The sequence below is a fragment of the Mycobacterium sp. pR1184 genome, from assembly GCF_041287235.1.
In the GTDB taxonomy this organism is placed as follows: domain Bacteria; phylum Actinomycetota; class Actinomycetes; order Mycobacteriales; family Mycobacteriaceae; genus Mycobacterium.
Map to the genome: position 1 here is coordinate 214,531 of NZ_JBGGKR010000009.1, position 13,925 is coordinate 228,455.

A 13,925-nucleotide genomic window follows, 5' to 3' on the forward strand; every position below is an offset into this window, starting at 1 on the left:
GTCGCCGCAATGGGTAGGCACAGCATGCCCGGGAAGTCGGCCGACGAGCCTTCCGACGAGTCCACGATCAAGTTCACCGCCCGTGACCTGGTGTCTCGCTACCAAGAGGAGCGGGACAAGCCGGGCCCGCGGGATTCCGACGAGGACGAGGACGACTACGACTACCCGGACGCCGACCTGGACGAGCACGGCGCCGACACGCCCTTCGCGGACGACGAGACCTACGAAGACGACGACCATGCCGACGAGGCTTACCCCGTCGACGACGAATACCCCGAATTCCCTTCTCGGCCAGCCAGTCCCGGGCCGGAGGAATCGAAGCAGCGTCGCGTCCTGGGCGATTGGCGCGGCGGGCACCGCAGCGCCAGCGGGCGACGGGGAGTCAGCATCGGGGTGATCGTGGCCCTGGTCGCGGTGATCGTGGTGGTCGGCACCGTCATTCTGTGGAGCTTCTTCGGCGACGCGTTGTCGCATCGCTCGCACAACGCAGCGGCACGCTGCGTGGGAGGCAAGGAAACCGTTGCCGTCGTTGTCGATCCGTCGATCGTCGACCAGGTGCGGCCGTTCGCGGAAAGCTACAACTCCTCGGCTGGCCCGGTCGGTGACCACTGCATGGTGGTGGACGTCAAACCGGCCGGCTCCGACGCCGTCATCGCCGGCTTCATCGGCAAGTGGCCGGCGGATCTGGGTTCCCAACCGGCGCTGTGGATCCCGGGCAGCTCGGTGTCGGCCGCCCGGCTGTCCGCGGCTGCCGGCCAAAAGACGATCAGCGACAGCCGCTCACTGGTGACGTCGCCGGTGTTACTTGCCGTTCGGCCCGAACTGCAGCAAGCGCTGACCAACCAGAACTGGGGTGCCCTGCCCGGCCTGCAGACCAATCCAAACGCGTTGGCCGGATTGAAGTTACCGGCGTGGGGATCGCTGCGACTGGCGTTGCCGACGAGCGGCAACAGCGACGCGTCCTATTTGGCGGGTGAAGCGGTGGCGGCGGCGTCGGCGCCTCCCGGCGCACCGCCCACCCAGGGCACCGCCGCCGTGCGCTCGCTGACGAGCGCCCAACCCAAGTTGGCCGACAACTCGCTCACCGAGGCGATGAACGCACTGCTGAAGCAGGGTGACCCGGCTACCGCCCCGGTGCATGCCGTCATCACCACCGAGCAACAGCTGTTCCAGCGCGGCGAATCGCTGTCGGACGCCAAGAACACGTTGGCTTCCTGGCTGCCGCAGGGCCCGGCGCCGGTCGCCGACTACCCCACGGTGCTGCTCAGCGGCTCGTGGTTGACGAAGGAACAGACCTCGGCGGCCAGTGAGTTCGCCCACTTCATGCGCAAGCCCGATCAACTCGCGAAGCTGGCCAAGGCCGGCTTCCGAGTGAACGGCGTGAAACCGCCGAGCAGCCCGGTGACGAGTTTCGCCGCACTGCCTTCCACCCTGTCGGTGGGCGACGACACCATGCGCGCCACACTGGCCGATGCGATGGCCGCGCCGACGAGCGGGTTGGCGGCGACGATCATGCTGGACCAGTCGATGCCCGGCGATGAAGGCGGAAAAACCCGGCTGGCCAACGTGATCGCGGCACTGCAAGACCGGATCAAGGCGCTACCGCCGACTGCGATATTGGGACTGTGGACGTTCGACGGCCACGAGGGCCGTTCGGAGGTGGCGACGGGACCGCTGTCCGACCCGGTCAACGGCCAGCCCCGCACGGCGGCGTTGGCCGCGGCGCTGGACAAGCAGTATTCCTCGGCCGGCGGGGCGGTGTCGTTTACCACGCTGCGCATGCTTTACCAGGATATGCAGACCAATTATCGAGCAGGACAATCGAATTCGATCCTGCTGATCACGGCGGGGCCGCATACCGACCAATCCCTCGACGGGCCGGGACTGCAGAATTTCATCCGCACCAGCGCTGACCCGGCCAAACCGATCGCCGTCAACGTCATCGACTTCGGCGCGGATCCGGACCGCGCCACCTGGGAAGCGGTCGCCCAGCTCAGCGGTGGCAGCTATCAGAACATGGCGACGTCGGCCTCCCCCGACCTGACCAACGCGATCGGCACATTCTTGAGCTAGCGATCAACGGTGAAAAACGCCTTCCCCTCGCCTATCGCGGCGCACCTACCGCGGGCCTACCATCGTGAACATCGATGGAGCAGGGAGGGTCATGGAGCAGGAGTTCAAATCGGATTTCACCCCGGATCCACGGCTGTATCCATTCGAGTCGCGCTGGTTCGACAGCTCGCGGGGCCGCATCCACTACATCGACGAAGGAACCGGCCCGCCGCTGCTGCTGTGTCATGGTAACCCGACGTGGAGTTTCCTTTACCGCGACATCATCACCGCTCTTCGTGGCCAATTCCGTTGCATCGCACCGGATTATCTGGGGTTCGGGTTGTCGGATCGCCCGGCCGGGTTCGGGTATAAGGTCGACCAGCATGCCCGGGTGATCGGCGAGTTCGTGGATCATCTGGGACTGGAGGGCTATCTGACGATGGGTCAGGACTGGGGCGGACCGATCAGCATGGCTGTCGCAGTCCAGCGTGCCGAGCGGGTGCGTGGCGTCGTGCTGGGCAACACTTGGTTCTGGCCGGTCGACGTGCTGACGACCAAGATCTTCTCGCGTGTGATGTCGAGCCCCCCAATGCAAAAAGCGATCCTGCAGCGCAACTTCTTCGTCGAACGATTGATCCCCGCGGGCACGGCACAACGGCCGGCAACCGCGGTGATGGACCACTACCGCGGCGTGCAGCCCAGCCCGGCCGCACGCTTGGGGGTGGCCGAGATGCCGAAGGAATTGTTGGCAGCCCGCCCGCTGCTGGAACGGCTGAGCCGCGAGGTACCGGCCAAGCTCGGCGCCAAGCCGACCCTGCTGGTATGGGGCATGAAAGACTTCGCGTTCCGGCCCGGCCCGAGCATCCCGCGGATGCGGGCGACGTTCCCCGACCACATGTTGGTCGAGCTGCCCACGGCCAAGCACTTCATCCAGGAGGATGCGCCCGACGAGATCGCCTCGGCAATCATCAAATGCTTCGGCTGAACTGCGTTGAACCTAGGCGGCATGCTTAGCCAGTGCGATCCCGACTCGCACTTCGATGGCGCTGACCGTGATCGTGGGTGCCCGCGGTGGGGCCGCCGAGCGGTAGGCATGCCCCGTTGGCGTAGTGAATTCGGCTGTGTGGGTGTGGTTTTCGTCGACACCGGTGGTGACCCACCAGCCGTCGGCCTCCTTGGCGTAGTTGCACTGCTCGCACGAGCCGAGACCGTTGGCCGCGGTGGTCGTTCCGGCCGCGGCCCATGGTTGCGCATGGTCGCGATGCCGGATCGGCGCATCGCAATAGGGGGTGCGACAACGTTGATCGCGCAACTCGATGAAGCTGGCCAGACCACGCGGGAAGAGTCGCGCCCGCGACTCCATCGCGATCAGCGCCCCGGAGCGAGGATGTGCATAGAGCCTCCGCAGCGTCGCCCGCGACCGGCGGTCGGCCACGGCGTTAGAGACCAGTGCGCGGGCGACCGCGGCCGGAATGGGGCCGTAGCCGCACACGTCGGCCGGTGCGGTGCCGCCACCTAGCAGCGTTTCGTCCGAGAGGACGAGGTTGACCGCCACCGGCATGGGGACCGCCGCGTCACGCCCGGTGACCCGCTCGACGAGCGTGTCTGCCATCACTTGTCCCCGCGAGCGTCCGTCAGCGCGCATATCGGCCTCGCGCCGCAGCGCCGCGTAGACCGAAACCCCTTGGGCTACTGGCAATAACGCGGTCAGATAGGTCATCGTGTCGGGGGCCGGCCGGATAGTGACGGTGCGTTCGTTCTCGGCCCTGGCGGCACGTTCGACGACGGCATGCGGGTCCAGCCGATAGGCGATCGCCCTGGCGGCCGCGGCCACTCGCGCATCACCCATTCCGTCCAGGCCGGCCGCGTCGGAGCACATTTCGGCATCCAAGGTGCGACGGTCTTCGACGTCCAGGCACGCGCTCTCGCGCACGATCAGGGTGGCCCGCCACTCCGAGAGCGCGCCGTCTTCCAGTGCCGCGAGAGTATGAGGCATCTCGTGCACGAGGGCTTTAGCGAGGCCGAGATGTCGGCTGCCCCGGGCCGGCGAGTCCCGTCGTGCGAGCGCGATCTCGCTGGCCACACCGCGTCCGCGCTGCGCCGCGGGCATTCCGAGGGCCGCTTCGGCAGCACCGCGCGCCGCGTCCAGGGCGGCCGCAGCCCGAGCCTGGGCCGCCGCGGCCGCGGATTTGATTCTTTCCAGCTCCGCGATGCGCTCGATCAGCGCCGATTGGTCGGCTAGCGGATCGATGGCGAATGCTTCGAACATGTGTTCGAGTATACGGCACTCCACTGACTCAAACTTTTGGCAGGGTCGCATGTTGTGGATAAGTGCGGCCGGGACGACCAGCTACTACGCCACGTGCATACGCGCATCAAATCCCCGCATGACAGCGGCCCACTGACAAAACTGCGAACTAGGCGCTGTCTTGCTGTCAAGCCCGGTTGAACGGGCTGGACAACTCGTACTTGAGCGCTGCCCATTCGCGCGACAAGCGCTGGTAGCGGTCCAGGAGCTGCATCAGCTCCGGAAACGTCGCGCCGCGGCTCAGGGCCGCTCGCAGGTGGATTCGGCCTACTCGTAGGTCTCGATCGGCGGGCACGAGCACATGAGATTGCGGTCCCCGTAGGCACCGTCGATGCGGCGCACCGGCGGCCAGACCTTCGGCCGAAAGCCCTTGCCCAGCGGGTAGGCGGCCTCCTCGCGCGTGTACGGGTGCTCCCAGTCGGAGACCAGCAGGCACTCGGCGGTGTGCGGCGCGCCTCGCAGCGGATTGTCGTCGGCGGACCACTCCCCCGAGCCGACGCGATCGATCTCACCGCGGATGGCGATCATCGCCTCGCAGAATGCATCGATCTCGTTGAGGTCCTCGCTCTCGGTGGGCTCCACCATCAGCGTGCCCGCCACCGGGAAGCTCATGGTCGGCGCGTGAAAACCGTAGTCCGCCAACCGCTTTGCCACATCGTCGACGGTCACGCCGGTGGCTTTGGTGATGCCGCGCAGATCCAGGATGCATTCGTGGGCGACCATGCCGTTCTCGCCGGTGTAGAGCACCGGGAAGTACTCGTCGAGCCGGCGGGCGATGTAGTTGGCCGAGGCAATCGCGGTCAGCGATGCCGCCCGCAGTCCGTCGGCGCCCATCATCCGGATGTAGGCCCAGCTGATCGGCAGGATCGACGCCGATCCGTACGGCGCCGACGACACCGGGTGGCCCTCGGGCAATTCGGGTGCGTGCGGGTGGCCCGGCAGGAACGGGGCCAGATGCGCACGCGCGGCGACCGGACCCACACCGGGGCCGCCGCCACCGTGCGGGATGCAGAACGTCTTGTGCAGGTTCAGGTGGCTCACGTCGCCGCCGAACTTGCCTGGCCGCGCCAGGCCGACCAGCGCGTTGAGGTTGGCGCCGTCGACGTACACCTGGCCGCCGGCGTCGTGCACCGCCGCGCAGATCTCGGCGATGTCATGCTCGTACACCCCGTGCGTGGACGGGTAGGTGATCATCAACGCCGACAGCCGATCGGCATGTTCACCGATCTTGGCGCGCAGATCGTCGAGGTTCACGTCGCCGTTGTCGTGGCAACCCACCACGACCACCCGCATTCCGGCCAGGGCGGCCGACGCCGCGTTGGTGCCGTGCGCGCTGGACGGGATCAGGCACACGTCGCGGTGCGGTTCGCCGCGGCTGGCGTGATAGTCATGGATCGCCAACAGGCCGGCGTACTCGCCCTGCGACCCGGCGTTGGGTTGCAGGGACACCGCGTCATAGCCGGTGATGTGCACCAGCCAGGTCTCCAGGTCGCTGATCAGCCGGCGAATGCCCGGGGTGTCGGCCGCCGGAGCGAACGGGTGCAGCCGGGAAAACTCCGGCCAGGTGATCGACTCCATCTCGGCGGCGGCATTGAGCTTCATCGTGCACGAGCCGAGCGGAATCATGCTGCGGTCCAAGGCGATGTCCTTGTCCGCCAGGGTGCGCAGGTAGCGCATCATCGCCGTCTCGGTGTGGTACTGCGTGAAGGCGGGATGGGTGAGGAATTCCGATGTGCGGGTGGCGATATCGGCGCCGGAAGGATCAGCAGGCGACACCCCGAACGCGTCCAGGACCATCGCCACGTGGGCGTCGGTGGTGGCCTCGTCGCAGGACACCGACACGTGGTCGGCGTCGACGCGCCAGAGGTTGACGCCCCTGGCCTTGGCCTTGGCCAGCACTTCGTCCGCGCGTCCCGGCACTCGGGCCAGCACCGTGTCGAAGTACGTCTCGTGCACCAGCGCCTCACCCAGCGCGGCGGCGATGGATTGGGCATGGCCGTGGACCCGGCGGGCGATGGCGGTCAGGCCGTCGGCGCCGTGGTAACTGGCGTACATCGCGGCCATCACCGCCAGCAGTACCTGCGCGGTACAAATGTTGCTGGTCGCCTTGTCGCGGCGGATGTGCTGTTCGCGGGTTTGTAGCGCCAGGCGGTAGGCAGGTGAGCCGTCGCTGTCGACCGAGACGCCGACTAGTCGGCCCGGCAGCTGACGCGCGTGCGCGGTGTGCACCGCCAGATACCCGGCGTGCGGGCCGCCGAATCCCATTGGCACACCGAATCTTTGGGTGCTACCGAAGGCGACGTCGGCACCGATCTCGCCCGGCGGGGTGATCAACGTACACGCCAGTAGGTCGGCGCCGATGGCGACCAGCGCGCCCCGCTCGTGCGCCTCGGCGACCAGCGTGGACCAACCGGTGATGCGGCCGCTGGCCCCGGGCAGTTGGGTGATGATGCCGAAGAAGTCGCCGTCCGGCAGGCCGTCACGCAGGTCAGCGCTGACGATCTCGATCCCCAACGGCGCAGCGCGAGTGGCCAGCACGGCAGCGGTCTGCGCGAAGACGTCGGCGTCGACGGCCAGCCGGCTGGTCTTGGCGCGCGACGCCCGATGCATCAGGGTCATGGCCTCGGCGGCCGCGGTGCCCTCGTCGAGCATCGAGGCGTTGGCGATCTCGAGCCCGGTCAGATCGGCGACCATGGTCTGGAAGTTCAGCAGGGCTTCTAGCCGGCCCTGGCTGATCTCGGGCTGGTACGGCGTGTAGGCCGTGTACCAGGCGGGGTTCTCCATGATGTTGCGCAACAACACCGGCGGGGTGAGCGTGTCGTAATAGCCCTGCCCGATCATCGACACCGCGACCGTATTGGTGTCGGCCAGCGCCCGTAGTTCGGCCAGCGCCTCGGCCTCGCCGGCGGCAGGCGGCAGTGCGCTCAGCCCCGGTGCGAGACCGCTGTCGGAGAGTTTGTCGAGAATGCCGGCCGGAACGGCCTTAGATGCCAGCTCGTCGAGCGAGCCGACCCCGATCACGTCGAGCATGGCCTCAATGGCCTGGCTATCCGGTCCGATATGACGGGCGGCGAAACTGGATTGGTCGACCACGGGTACTCCTGACGTCGGCAGAGGGACTATCGGCCCTCTCCCTCTGTCCTTACCCGGTCACGGGCGCCTGAGAGATTCGGCGCGTAGTCCCCCCAAGCGCCTTTCCCCATCGGCGGGTGTCGCTCGAGGCGACACCGCTTTCCAGAGGCATCGTCACCTTGACGCGGTCCGGGTGCCTGAGAGGTTGACGGAGAGGTGTTGCTCCTTCGGCGTCCATGGCTGGCTGCCACAGAACTCTCCCGCGCGGGCGTGATGCAACGCCCAGTTTACCCGTGAGTGAAGCCCGGTACATGAAATACCCCAACAATGCGTGTCGGGATAACCAACAGTGGGTTGCTATCCGATTTTGCGGTCGCGATGCTTGCGCCGCGAGGCCAGCTCGTCCTCAGGCGCGGCAATCGACTCGCCGCCGTCGGCGCGCTCACCCGGGAAGTCGGCAATCACGCCGGTCAGCTCCCGCATGGCGCCCGAGACTGCGATGCCGAACACGCCCTGGCCGCCCTGCAGCAGGTCGACGACCTCTTCGGCGGAGGTGCACTCGTACACCGTGGTGCCGTCCGAGAACAGGGTGATGTTGGCCAGATCCTCGACCCCGCGCTGACGCAGATGCTCGACGGCGACGCGGATGTTGTGCAGCGAAATGCCGGTATCCAGCAGCCGCTTGACGATCTTGAGCACCAGAATGTCTTTGAAGGAGTACAGCCGCTGGCTGCCGGAACCGGCCGCGCTGCGAATCGACGGCACCACCAACGACGTGCGTGCCCAGTAGTCCAGCTGCCGGTAGGTGATGCCGGCGATCTGGCAGGCGCTCGGCCCGCGGTAGCCGACGAGCTCGTCGGGCACCGAATCGTCAGGAAACAGGCCGGGCTGCACGGGGCCGGTGGCCACGGTGACGCTGGGCTCACCCTTGGTTGCGGCATCCGTTTGGCCAGCAAGGTCCAGCTGTTCTTGACGTGGCTGGTCGCTCACAGTGAATCCTCTCGCCGATCGCGCTCTAGTCACTAGCTGCGTCCACTGGCTGCCTTTACAGCCGCGTTGGCCAAGGCCCGAGTGTTAGAGAGCTTACGCTGTCCAATCGCTGCCGTGCCTTAACTTGTCCTCAAAGTATGGCGGCCGTAAGGGCAAGGGGCGTGCTATCCATCAGGCGTGTCGACATCACAGTGTCAGATGAGACGGATCCGTGATGTCGGTACCCACCTTAACGCGGGGTTTACGGCCTAGGTGGCCTTGAAATCGTCGGGCGACACGCTGTCGAGAAATTCCTTGAATTTCTCGACCTCGTCTTCGCGAACCGCGGTGTTGGACTCCTCGTCGCTCTCGTCCGGGATCAGCAGGCCCGCCTGGGCGAGAACGGCCTCCTCCACGTAGATCGGGACACCGACGCGAAGCGCTATCGCCACCGAGTCCGACGGGCGCGCCGACACGGTGATGTTGCGGTCGAAGACGAGGTCGGCGTAGAAAGTGCCTTCCTGCAGATCGACGATTCGGACCTCTTTGAGTGAATGCCCAAGTGCCGCAATGAGATCGCGAATCAGGTCATGCGTGAGCGGGCGCGGCGGCTCGACGCCTTGTTGTTCGAGCGCAATGGCGGCCGCTTCGGACTGGCCGATCCAAATCGGCAGGTAGCGGTCTCCGTTGGCCTCGCGCAACAACAGCACCGGCTGGTTCTGCGGCTGCTCCACGCGAATGCCGACAACACGAACTTCACCCATTTGTGTCTGCCCTCCGCACATGCCGCCGTGTCCGACTTTCGCTCGGCGTGACGACCCGGTGGGGCACCATTCCTCTCCGTGTGGTCGAACGCCAAGCTGTTGAGGGAAGTCTAGTCCTCAGCGTCGCAGAACGTCGCGAACGGCCGACTTGATCAGCGACGTGTGCAAAGTAATTGCGAGCGCGGCAACCTCACGCGCCAGATCGTCGGCGCGATCGCGGGCGCCGGCCTTGTCGGCCTTGATGAGCGGGCCCGCGATTTGGGCGATCAGATCGGACTGCCGGTCGGCCGCCGAGCGGAACGCACGCAGATGCCGTGGCTCGACGCCGTAGTCGGACAGCGCCCGGGCGCACTGCAAGATCACGACGGTGTGCTCGTCGAAGAATCCGCCCGGACCGGTAGTGACGACCCCCGCTTTGAGCAGCGCGGTCAGTAGGTCTTCGTCCACACCGGCGCGTTCGAGGAGGTCTTCTCGACTCAACCGGACGCGGGTCGGGGCCACCGCGGCGGTGTCGGATCCGGTTTCGGGGGCGGCATCGCCGTCGCTCACCGAAACCAATCGCGGTACGCCATAAGGCGATCCGAACGGTGGCAGCTCGCCGTCGGGCTGGGCGTCGAGCTGGGCCCGGATCACCTTCAGCGGCAGGTAGTGGTCACGCTGTGCGGTGAGAATGAAGCGCAGTCGCGCACAGTCGTAAGCGGTGAATCTGCGGTATCCCGACGCGGCGCGTTGCGGCGTCACCAGTCCTTCAGCTTCCAAGAACCGAATCTTGGAAATCGTGACATCGGGGAAATCCGGCCTCAACAGGTCCAAGACCGCCCCAATCGACATCCCGGCAAGAGCCGAGCTATCGGGTGCGCTCACTAGCCTCCGGATCCTCCGTCGTCGTCACCTTTGGGCCCCGTCAGGAACACCAAGCGGAACTTGCCGATCTGTACTTCGTCACCGTTGGCCAGCACTGCCGAGTCCACCGGCTCGCGATTGACGTATGTGCCGTTGAGGCTACCCACATCGACCACGTGGAATTCGTTGTTTTCCAACCTGAATTCGGCGTGGCGGCGGCTCACCGTCACGTCGTCGAGGAATATGTCGCTGTCGGGGTGCCGTCCGGCCGAGGTGATGGCCTGGTCGAGCAGGAAGCGCGATCCAGCGTTGGGCCCACGCTTGACGACAAGCAACGCCGAACCCGCCGGCAGTCCTTCTACCCCGGAGACCGTGCTCTCGGCGCCCGGTTGGGCGGGCGCGTCCAGTTCGTTCAGGAAGTCGGCGCGGAAGACCGAAGTCGTCTCCACGGTGACTTCGTCAGAAGTCTGGTCGTTGTCCATATCCGTCACGCGCTGCTCCTCACTGGCCGCTGTGGCGTCGTCTGACCGGGCCGTTCGGCCGGCTTCCCACTAGGTTTGTGAACCCTGTATTGCCGATTACTTGCCTTCTAACGCTGATGTGTTGACCGTACCGCGCGGTGGTTCCGAATGCGCTAGCCACCGGCAGGATCGCAAACGGCCGGCCCCCGTGGCAGGGACACTAGCAACCGTCACTCCGTCAATGTGCCGCGGTACGCCTCGGCATCGAGCAGCGCGGAAACGGCGGACTCCCACGCCGAGCCGTCCGACAACTGAATATCCAGCAGCCAGCCGGCACCGTACGGGTCCGAGTTGACCAGCTGCGGGTCGCCTTCCAGATCGCCGTTGACGGCGGTCACTGTGCCGGACACCGGCGCGTACAGGTCCGACACGGATTTCGTCGATTCCACTTCGCCGAAGGATTCGCCCGCGGTCACTTCGGTGCCGACGTCGGGCAGCTGGACGAAAACAACATCGCCCAGCGCCGATTGCGCGAAGTCGGTGATCCCGACCCGCACGGTGTCATCCCCGCTCCGGCGAACCCACTCATGTTCGGCGGTGTAGTGCAGATCGGGTGGGATATCGCTCACGGCAGTCCTGTTCTATTCGGTGTCTCACTTGACGGGCTGAGCGTATTGGTGCGGTTTTGGTTGTCGCAAGGTGGTCACGTTGATGCGGTCGCCCTGCTGCACGGACATCTTTCCGCCGACTCGCTTGATGCTGTCCTCGGCACCACCTGGAATGTTCATCGCCGCGGCCAGCGTGGGCGGATCGCCAATCGCCAGAATCGAATACGGCGGCGACAGCGCCTTGGTGTCGATGGTCAGCGCACCGGGCGTGCCGACCACCCAGGTGTCGACACCCACCCGCACCGACTGGTGTCCGCCGTTGACCTCGATCGCCTCGGCTCCTGCGGCGCGCAATTCATTGATCACGTCGAGCATTACTTCCGGTGATATCCCTGGGCCGGGGTCATCGATCGTGATGGTGACGCCGGGTCCGGTCGCGCCGACCGCGCCCACCAGGATGGACAGCGCGGCCAGCCGGGCCTGCGCGCTCTGGATCGCGGCCTGGTCGGTGTTGCCGGACGCCTGCAACGAATTCAGCGTGTTTTGCAGGTCGTTGACCTCACCGTTCAGCGTGCCCTCGCGCTGCCGCAACGAATCCAGCAGCACCAGCAGATCCGCCGGGCGCGCGGTGTCCAGCGAGTCGCCCGACCGGGTCTGGCGGACCTGGGTGACGATCGCGACGCCCAGCAGCAGACAGAGCAGGGCCGCCAGCGTTCCGAACATCAGCCGCGATCGCCCGCTGCGCAGCATCCCGGATAGCCCGGTGCGCCCTACCGCCCCGATCTCGGGGCGCGGGCGGTGCGCCGGTAACTCGTGGCGACCATGCTGTGCGGCATCGTCGGCTCCGGGCCTGGGATCGTCGTGTTGGGTTGGCGCGTCACGACTTTCGTCGGCCACGCCGTCGGGCTGATCGTGGTTCATTTCCGTTACGCCCCGAACAGTCTGCGCCGCAACGCGGCGGCATTGCCGAAGATCCGGATGCCCAGCACGACGATGATGGCCGTGGACAACTGCGTGCCCACGCCCAACTGATCGCCGACGTAGACGATCAGCGCAGCGACAAAGACGTTGAACACGAACGAAATCACGAAGACTTTGGAGTCGAAGATCCGCTCGAGGTAGGCCCGCAGCCCGCCGAAGACCGCGTCCAGCGCGGCGACCACCGCGATGGGCAGGTACGGCTGGACGACCTCGGGCACGGCGGGATGGAAAACCAGGCCCAACACGATGCCGACCACAAGCGCCGCGATACCGATCATGCGAGGACTTTTCTCACTAGGGCCCAATCTGCTTGGCGAACTTGACTTCCCGGACCGATCCGGCCGGCAGCGAGAGACCGTCGGAGACGTTCACCGCGATGCCGACACCGTAGGAGACCTCCAGCAGCCTAAGACGCTGCAAACCGGGGCTGTTCTCGAAGACGTCCCGCATCCCGTTCGGCGGTCCAACCGCGAGGATCGTGTACGGGCTGCTGGTCGGGTTGTTGTCGACCAGGATCGCTCCCCCGGCCTGGCGGATCGTGACATTCGGCCCGATACGCACCCCGCCGACCGAGATCGCCTCGGCGCCACTGGCCCACAACGAATTGACCACGAGTTGCAGATCGCGGTCGAGGATGATTTGCCGACTCCCGTTCACCCGCTGCTTGGATACGTCGGAAAGGTTCGGGCTGGCACCGGGATCGGTCACCTTCACGGTCAGGCCGGGACCGATGATCGCTGTGCTGGCCGCGGCCAGGCTCAGACTGTCCAGCCGGCTCAGCAGTCGCTGGCCCTCGGCGTCGTCGGCCAGCGCGAGCCGTTGCACGTCGTAGACCTTGCGCGACAGCATGCTGCGCTGCTGAGCCAATTTCGTGTCGGATTCTTCCGTCGATCGCACGCTGCGTGCCAGCAGCTGCTGAGCGGTGCGCACACCCGGTTCGACCGAACGGGCTTGCGCGACCGCGGCGGCGAAGACCGTGGCGACGAGCATTGCCGCCAGGGCTTGCCAGAGCCAGCGGGTGCGCCCACCCTGCGCGGTGCCCGCAGCGGCGCGCCGCTGCGCTGCCGCGGCGTAACCGGGGTCCAGATGCTCCGACAGCAGCGCGCGCAACAGCGAGGGCACCGGAATCAGCGTGGGGCGCGCGGCGGCGTGCGCGCTGCGGCCCGCGTTGGGGTCGTAGCCGCCGAGCAGGCGATCCGGCTCAGCCATGCTCACCCGCTTTGCCGACGATCGGCGCGTGTTGGTTGACCTTGGGCATGCGTCGCATCACCAGGACCATCTGCACCGCGTACAGAACGAATGACCACAGGTAGGCGTACATACCCCAGATCAAAAAGCCCCACCCGCAGGCGCCGATCACCCGGCTCCACAACGTGTCCCAGGTGCCCAGCAGCACGAGCGGGAAGCCGGACATCAAGGCGAACGTCGCGGCCTTGCCGAAGTAGGTCACCGGCAGCGCCGTCAATCCGCGACTGCGCAGCAGGGGCAGTGTCGCCGCCAGCAGTGCGTCACGCACGATCAGGGTGATCACGAACCACCACGGCACAATGCCGCTGATCGCCAGCACGACGGGAACGGTCACCATGTAGAGCCGATCGACCGCCGGGTCCAGCAGCACGCCCAGTCGCGACGATTGATTCAGCGTGCGGGCGATCTTGCCGTCGGCCCAGTCGGAGGCGCCGCTGAACATCAGGATCGCCACCGCCCAGCCGTTGGCGTGGGCGACCAACAGTAGGTAGATGAACACCGGGATGAGCACCAGGCGCAGCGCGCTCAACAGGTTGGGCACTGTCAGCACCCGGTCTGGCGGAACCGGCTCCATGAGGCGTGACATTAGCTCGGTGACAATGTGGTCCGCACCGCGGGA

The 13,925-nt window shown here is 66.4% G+C and carries 14 protein-coding genes and 1 riboswitch; of the genes, 2 read left to right on the forward strand and 12 right to left on the reverse strand.

All coding sequences use genetic code 11. The annotated features are described in order from the left end of the window. The first annotated feature begins 9 nt into the window (after positions 1 to 9). Both ACAG21_RS17835 and ACAG21_RS17840 read left to right on the forward strand, forming a co-directional pair. A complete protein-coding gene (locus tag ACAG21_RS17835) occupies positions 10 to 2,073 on the forward strand; it encodes a substrate-binding domain-containing protein (RefSeq protein WP_370497580.1) in 2,064 nt (687 codons plus the stop codon). 91 nt (positions 2,074 to 2,164) lie between these two features. Continuing rightward, entirely contained in the window at positions 2,165 to 3,037 is an 873-nt protein-coding gene (locus tag ACAG21_RS17840) for a haloalkane dehalogenase (protein ID WP_370497581.1), read from the forward strand. 12 nt (positions 3,038 to 3,049) lie between these two features. Here the strand turns inward: ACAG21_RS17840 and ACAG21_RS17845 are convergent, their stop codons facing one another. From ACAG21_RS17845 to ACAG21_RS17900, 12 genes are all read right to left on the reverse strand, one after another. Further along, a complete protein-coding gene (locus tag ACAG21_RS17845) occupies positions 3,050 to 4,321 on the reverse strand; it encodes a DUF222 domain-containing protein (RefSeq protein WP_370497582.1) in 1,272 nt (423 codons plus the stop codon). A 166-nt stretch (positions 4,322 to 4,487) separates the two neighbouring features. Next, the gene (locus ACAG21_RS17850) at positions 4,488 to 4,655 is read right to left on the reverse strand and encodes a hypothetical protein (protein ID WP_370497583.1); all 168 of its coding nucleotides are present in this window, start codon (positions 4,653 to 4,655) and stop codon (positions 4,488 to 4,490) included. Beyond that, positions 4,628 to 7,453 carry an aminomethyl-transferring glycine dehydrogenase gene (gene gcvP, locus ACAG21_RS17855; RefSeq protein ID WP_370497584.1) on the reverse strand — a complete coding sequence of 942 codons (2,826 nt, stop codon included), beginning with the start codon at positions 7,451 to 7,453 and terminating at the stop codon, positions 4,628 to 4,630. The genes ACAG21_RS17850 and gcvP overlap by 28 nt, the downstream gene beginning before the upstream one ends. Before the next feature lie 33 nt (positions 7,454 to 7,486). Further along, positions 7,487 to 7,608: riboswitch (glycine riboswitch) on the reverse strand. Between the two features lie 181 nt (positions 7,609 to 7,789). Then, on the reverse strand, positions 7,790 to 8,422 hold the full coding sequence (locus ACAG21_RS17860; protein ID WP_370497585.1) for a MerR family transcriptional regulator: 633 nt from the start codon (positions 8,420 to 8,422) through the stop codon (positions 7,790 to 7,792). 248 nt (positions 8,423 to 8,670) lie between these two features. Then, entirely contained in the window at positions 8,671 to 9,165 is a 495-nt protein-coding gene (locus ACAG21_RS17865) for a bifunctional nuclease family protein (RefSeq protein WP_036469133.1), read from the reverse strand. Between the two features lie 117 nt (positions 9,166 to 9,282). Then, complete coding sequence (locus ACAG21_RS17870) at positions 9,283 to 10,029, reverse strand: MerR family transcriptional regulator (protein WP_370497586.1); 747 nt, start codon at positions 10,027 to 10,029, stop codon at positions 9,283 to 9,285. After that, positions 10,029 to 10,490, reverse strand: coding sequence for a glycogen accumulation regulator GarA (gene garA, locus ACAG21_RS17875; RefSeq protein WP_370497626.1), 462 nt, complete (start codon positions 10,488 to 10,490; stop codon positions 10,029 to 10,031). The genes ACAG21_RS17870 and garA overlap by 1 nt, the downstream gene beginning before the upstream one ends. Before the next feature lie 209 nt (positions 10,491 to 10,699). Beyond that, entirely contained in the window at positions 10,700 to 11,098 is a 399-nt protein-coding gene (gene gcvH, locus ACAG21_RS17880) for a glycine cleavage system protein GcvH (protein ID WP_370497587.1), read from the reverse strand. Positions 11,099 to 11,122: 24 nt separating this feature from the next. Continuing rightward, on the reverse strand, positions 11,123 to 11,998 hold the full coding sequence (locus tag ACAG21_RS17885; RefSeq protein ID WP_370497588.1) for a DUF881 domain-containing protein: 876 nt from the start codon (positions 11,996 to 11,998) through the stop codon (positions 11,123 to 11,125). Between the two features lie 5 nt (positions 11,999 to 12,003). Continuing rightward, positions 12,004 to 12,336 (reverse strand): small basic family protein, encoded by a 333-nt coding sequence (locus ACAG21_RS17890; protein WP_096287752.1) that lies wholly within the window; start codon positions 12,334 to 12,336, stop codon positions 12,004 to 12,006. A gap of 16 nt (positions 12,337 to 12,352) precedes the next feature. Next, entirely contained in the window at positions 12,353 to 13,267 is a 915-nt protein-coding gene (locus tag ACAG21_RS17895) for a DUF881 domain-containing protein (RefSeq protein WP_370497589.1), read from the reverse strand. Further along, positions 13,260 to 13,880 (reverse strand): CDP-alcohol phosphatidyltransferase family protein, encoded by a 621-nt coding sequence (locus ACAG21_RS17900; protein ID WP_370497590.1) that lies wholly within the window; start codon positions 13,878 to 13,880, stop codon positions 13,260 to 13,262. The genes ACAG21_RS17895 and ACAG21_RS17900 overlap by 8 nt, the downstream gene beginning before the upstream one ends. Positions 13,881 to 13,925: the final 45 nt, after the last annotated feature.

What these genes read in the sequence shown, in the direction of transcription:
- ACAG21_RS17835 (WP_370497580.1), top strand. Translation starts at nt 10, where the DNA reads ATGGGTAGGCACAGCATGCCCGGGAAGTCGGCCGACGAGCCTTCCGAC.
- ACAG21_RS17900 (WP_370497590.1), bottom strand. Translation starts at nt 13,880, where the DNA reads ATGGAGCCGGTTCCGCCAGACCGGGTGCTGACAGTGCCCAACCTGTTG.
- garA (WP_370497626.1), bottom strand. Translation starts at nt 10,490, where the DNA reads ATGGACAACGACCAGACTTCTGACGAAGTCACCGTGGAGACGACTTCG.
- ACAG21_RS17890 (WP_096287752.1), bottom strand. Translation starts at nt 12,336, where the DNA reads ATGATCGGTATCGCGGCGCTTGTGGTCGGCATCGTGTTGGGCCTGGTT.
- ACAG21_RS17845 (WP_370497582.1), bottom strand. Translation starts at nt 4,321, where the DNA reads ATGTTCGAAGCATTCGCCATCGATCCGCTAGCCGACCAATCGGCGCTG.
- ACAG21_RS17895 (WP_370497589.1), bottom strand. Translation starts at nt 13,267, where the DNA reads ATGGCTGAGCCGGATCGCCTGCTCGGCGGCTACGACCCCAACGCGGGC.
- ACAG21_RS17865 (WP_036469133.1), bottom strand. Translation starts at nt 9,165, where the DNA reads ATGGGTGAAGTTCGTGTTGTCGGCATTCGCGTGGAGCAGCCGCAGAAC.
- ACAG21_RS17840 (WP_370497581.1), top strand. Translation starts at nt 2,165, where the DNA reads ATGGAGCAGGAGTTCAAATCGGATTTCACCCCGGATCCACGGCTGTAT.
- ACAG21_RS17885 (WP_370497588.1), bottom strand. Translation starts at nt 11,998, where the DNA reads ATGAACCACGATCAGCCCGACGGCGTGGCCGACGAAAGTCGTGACGCG.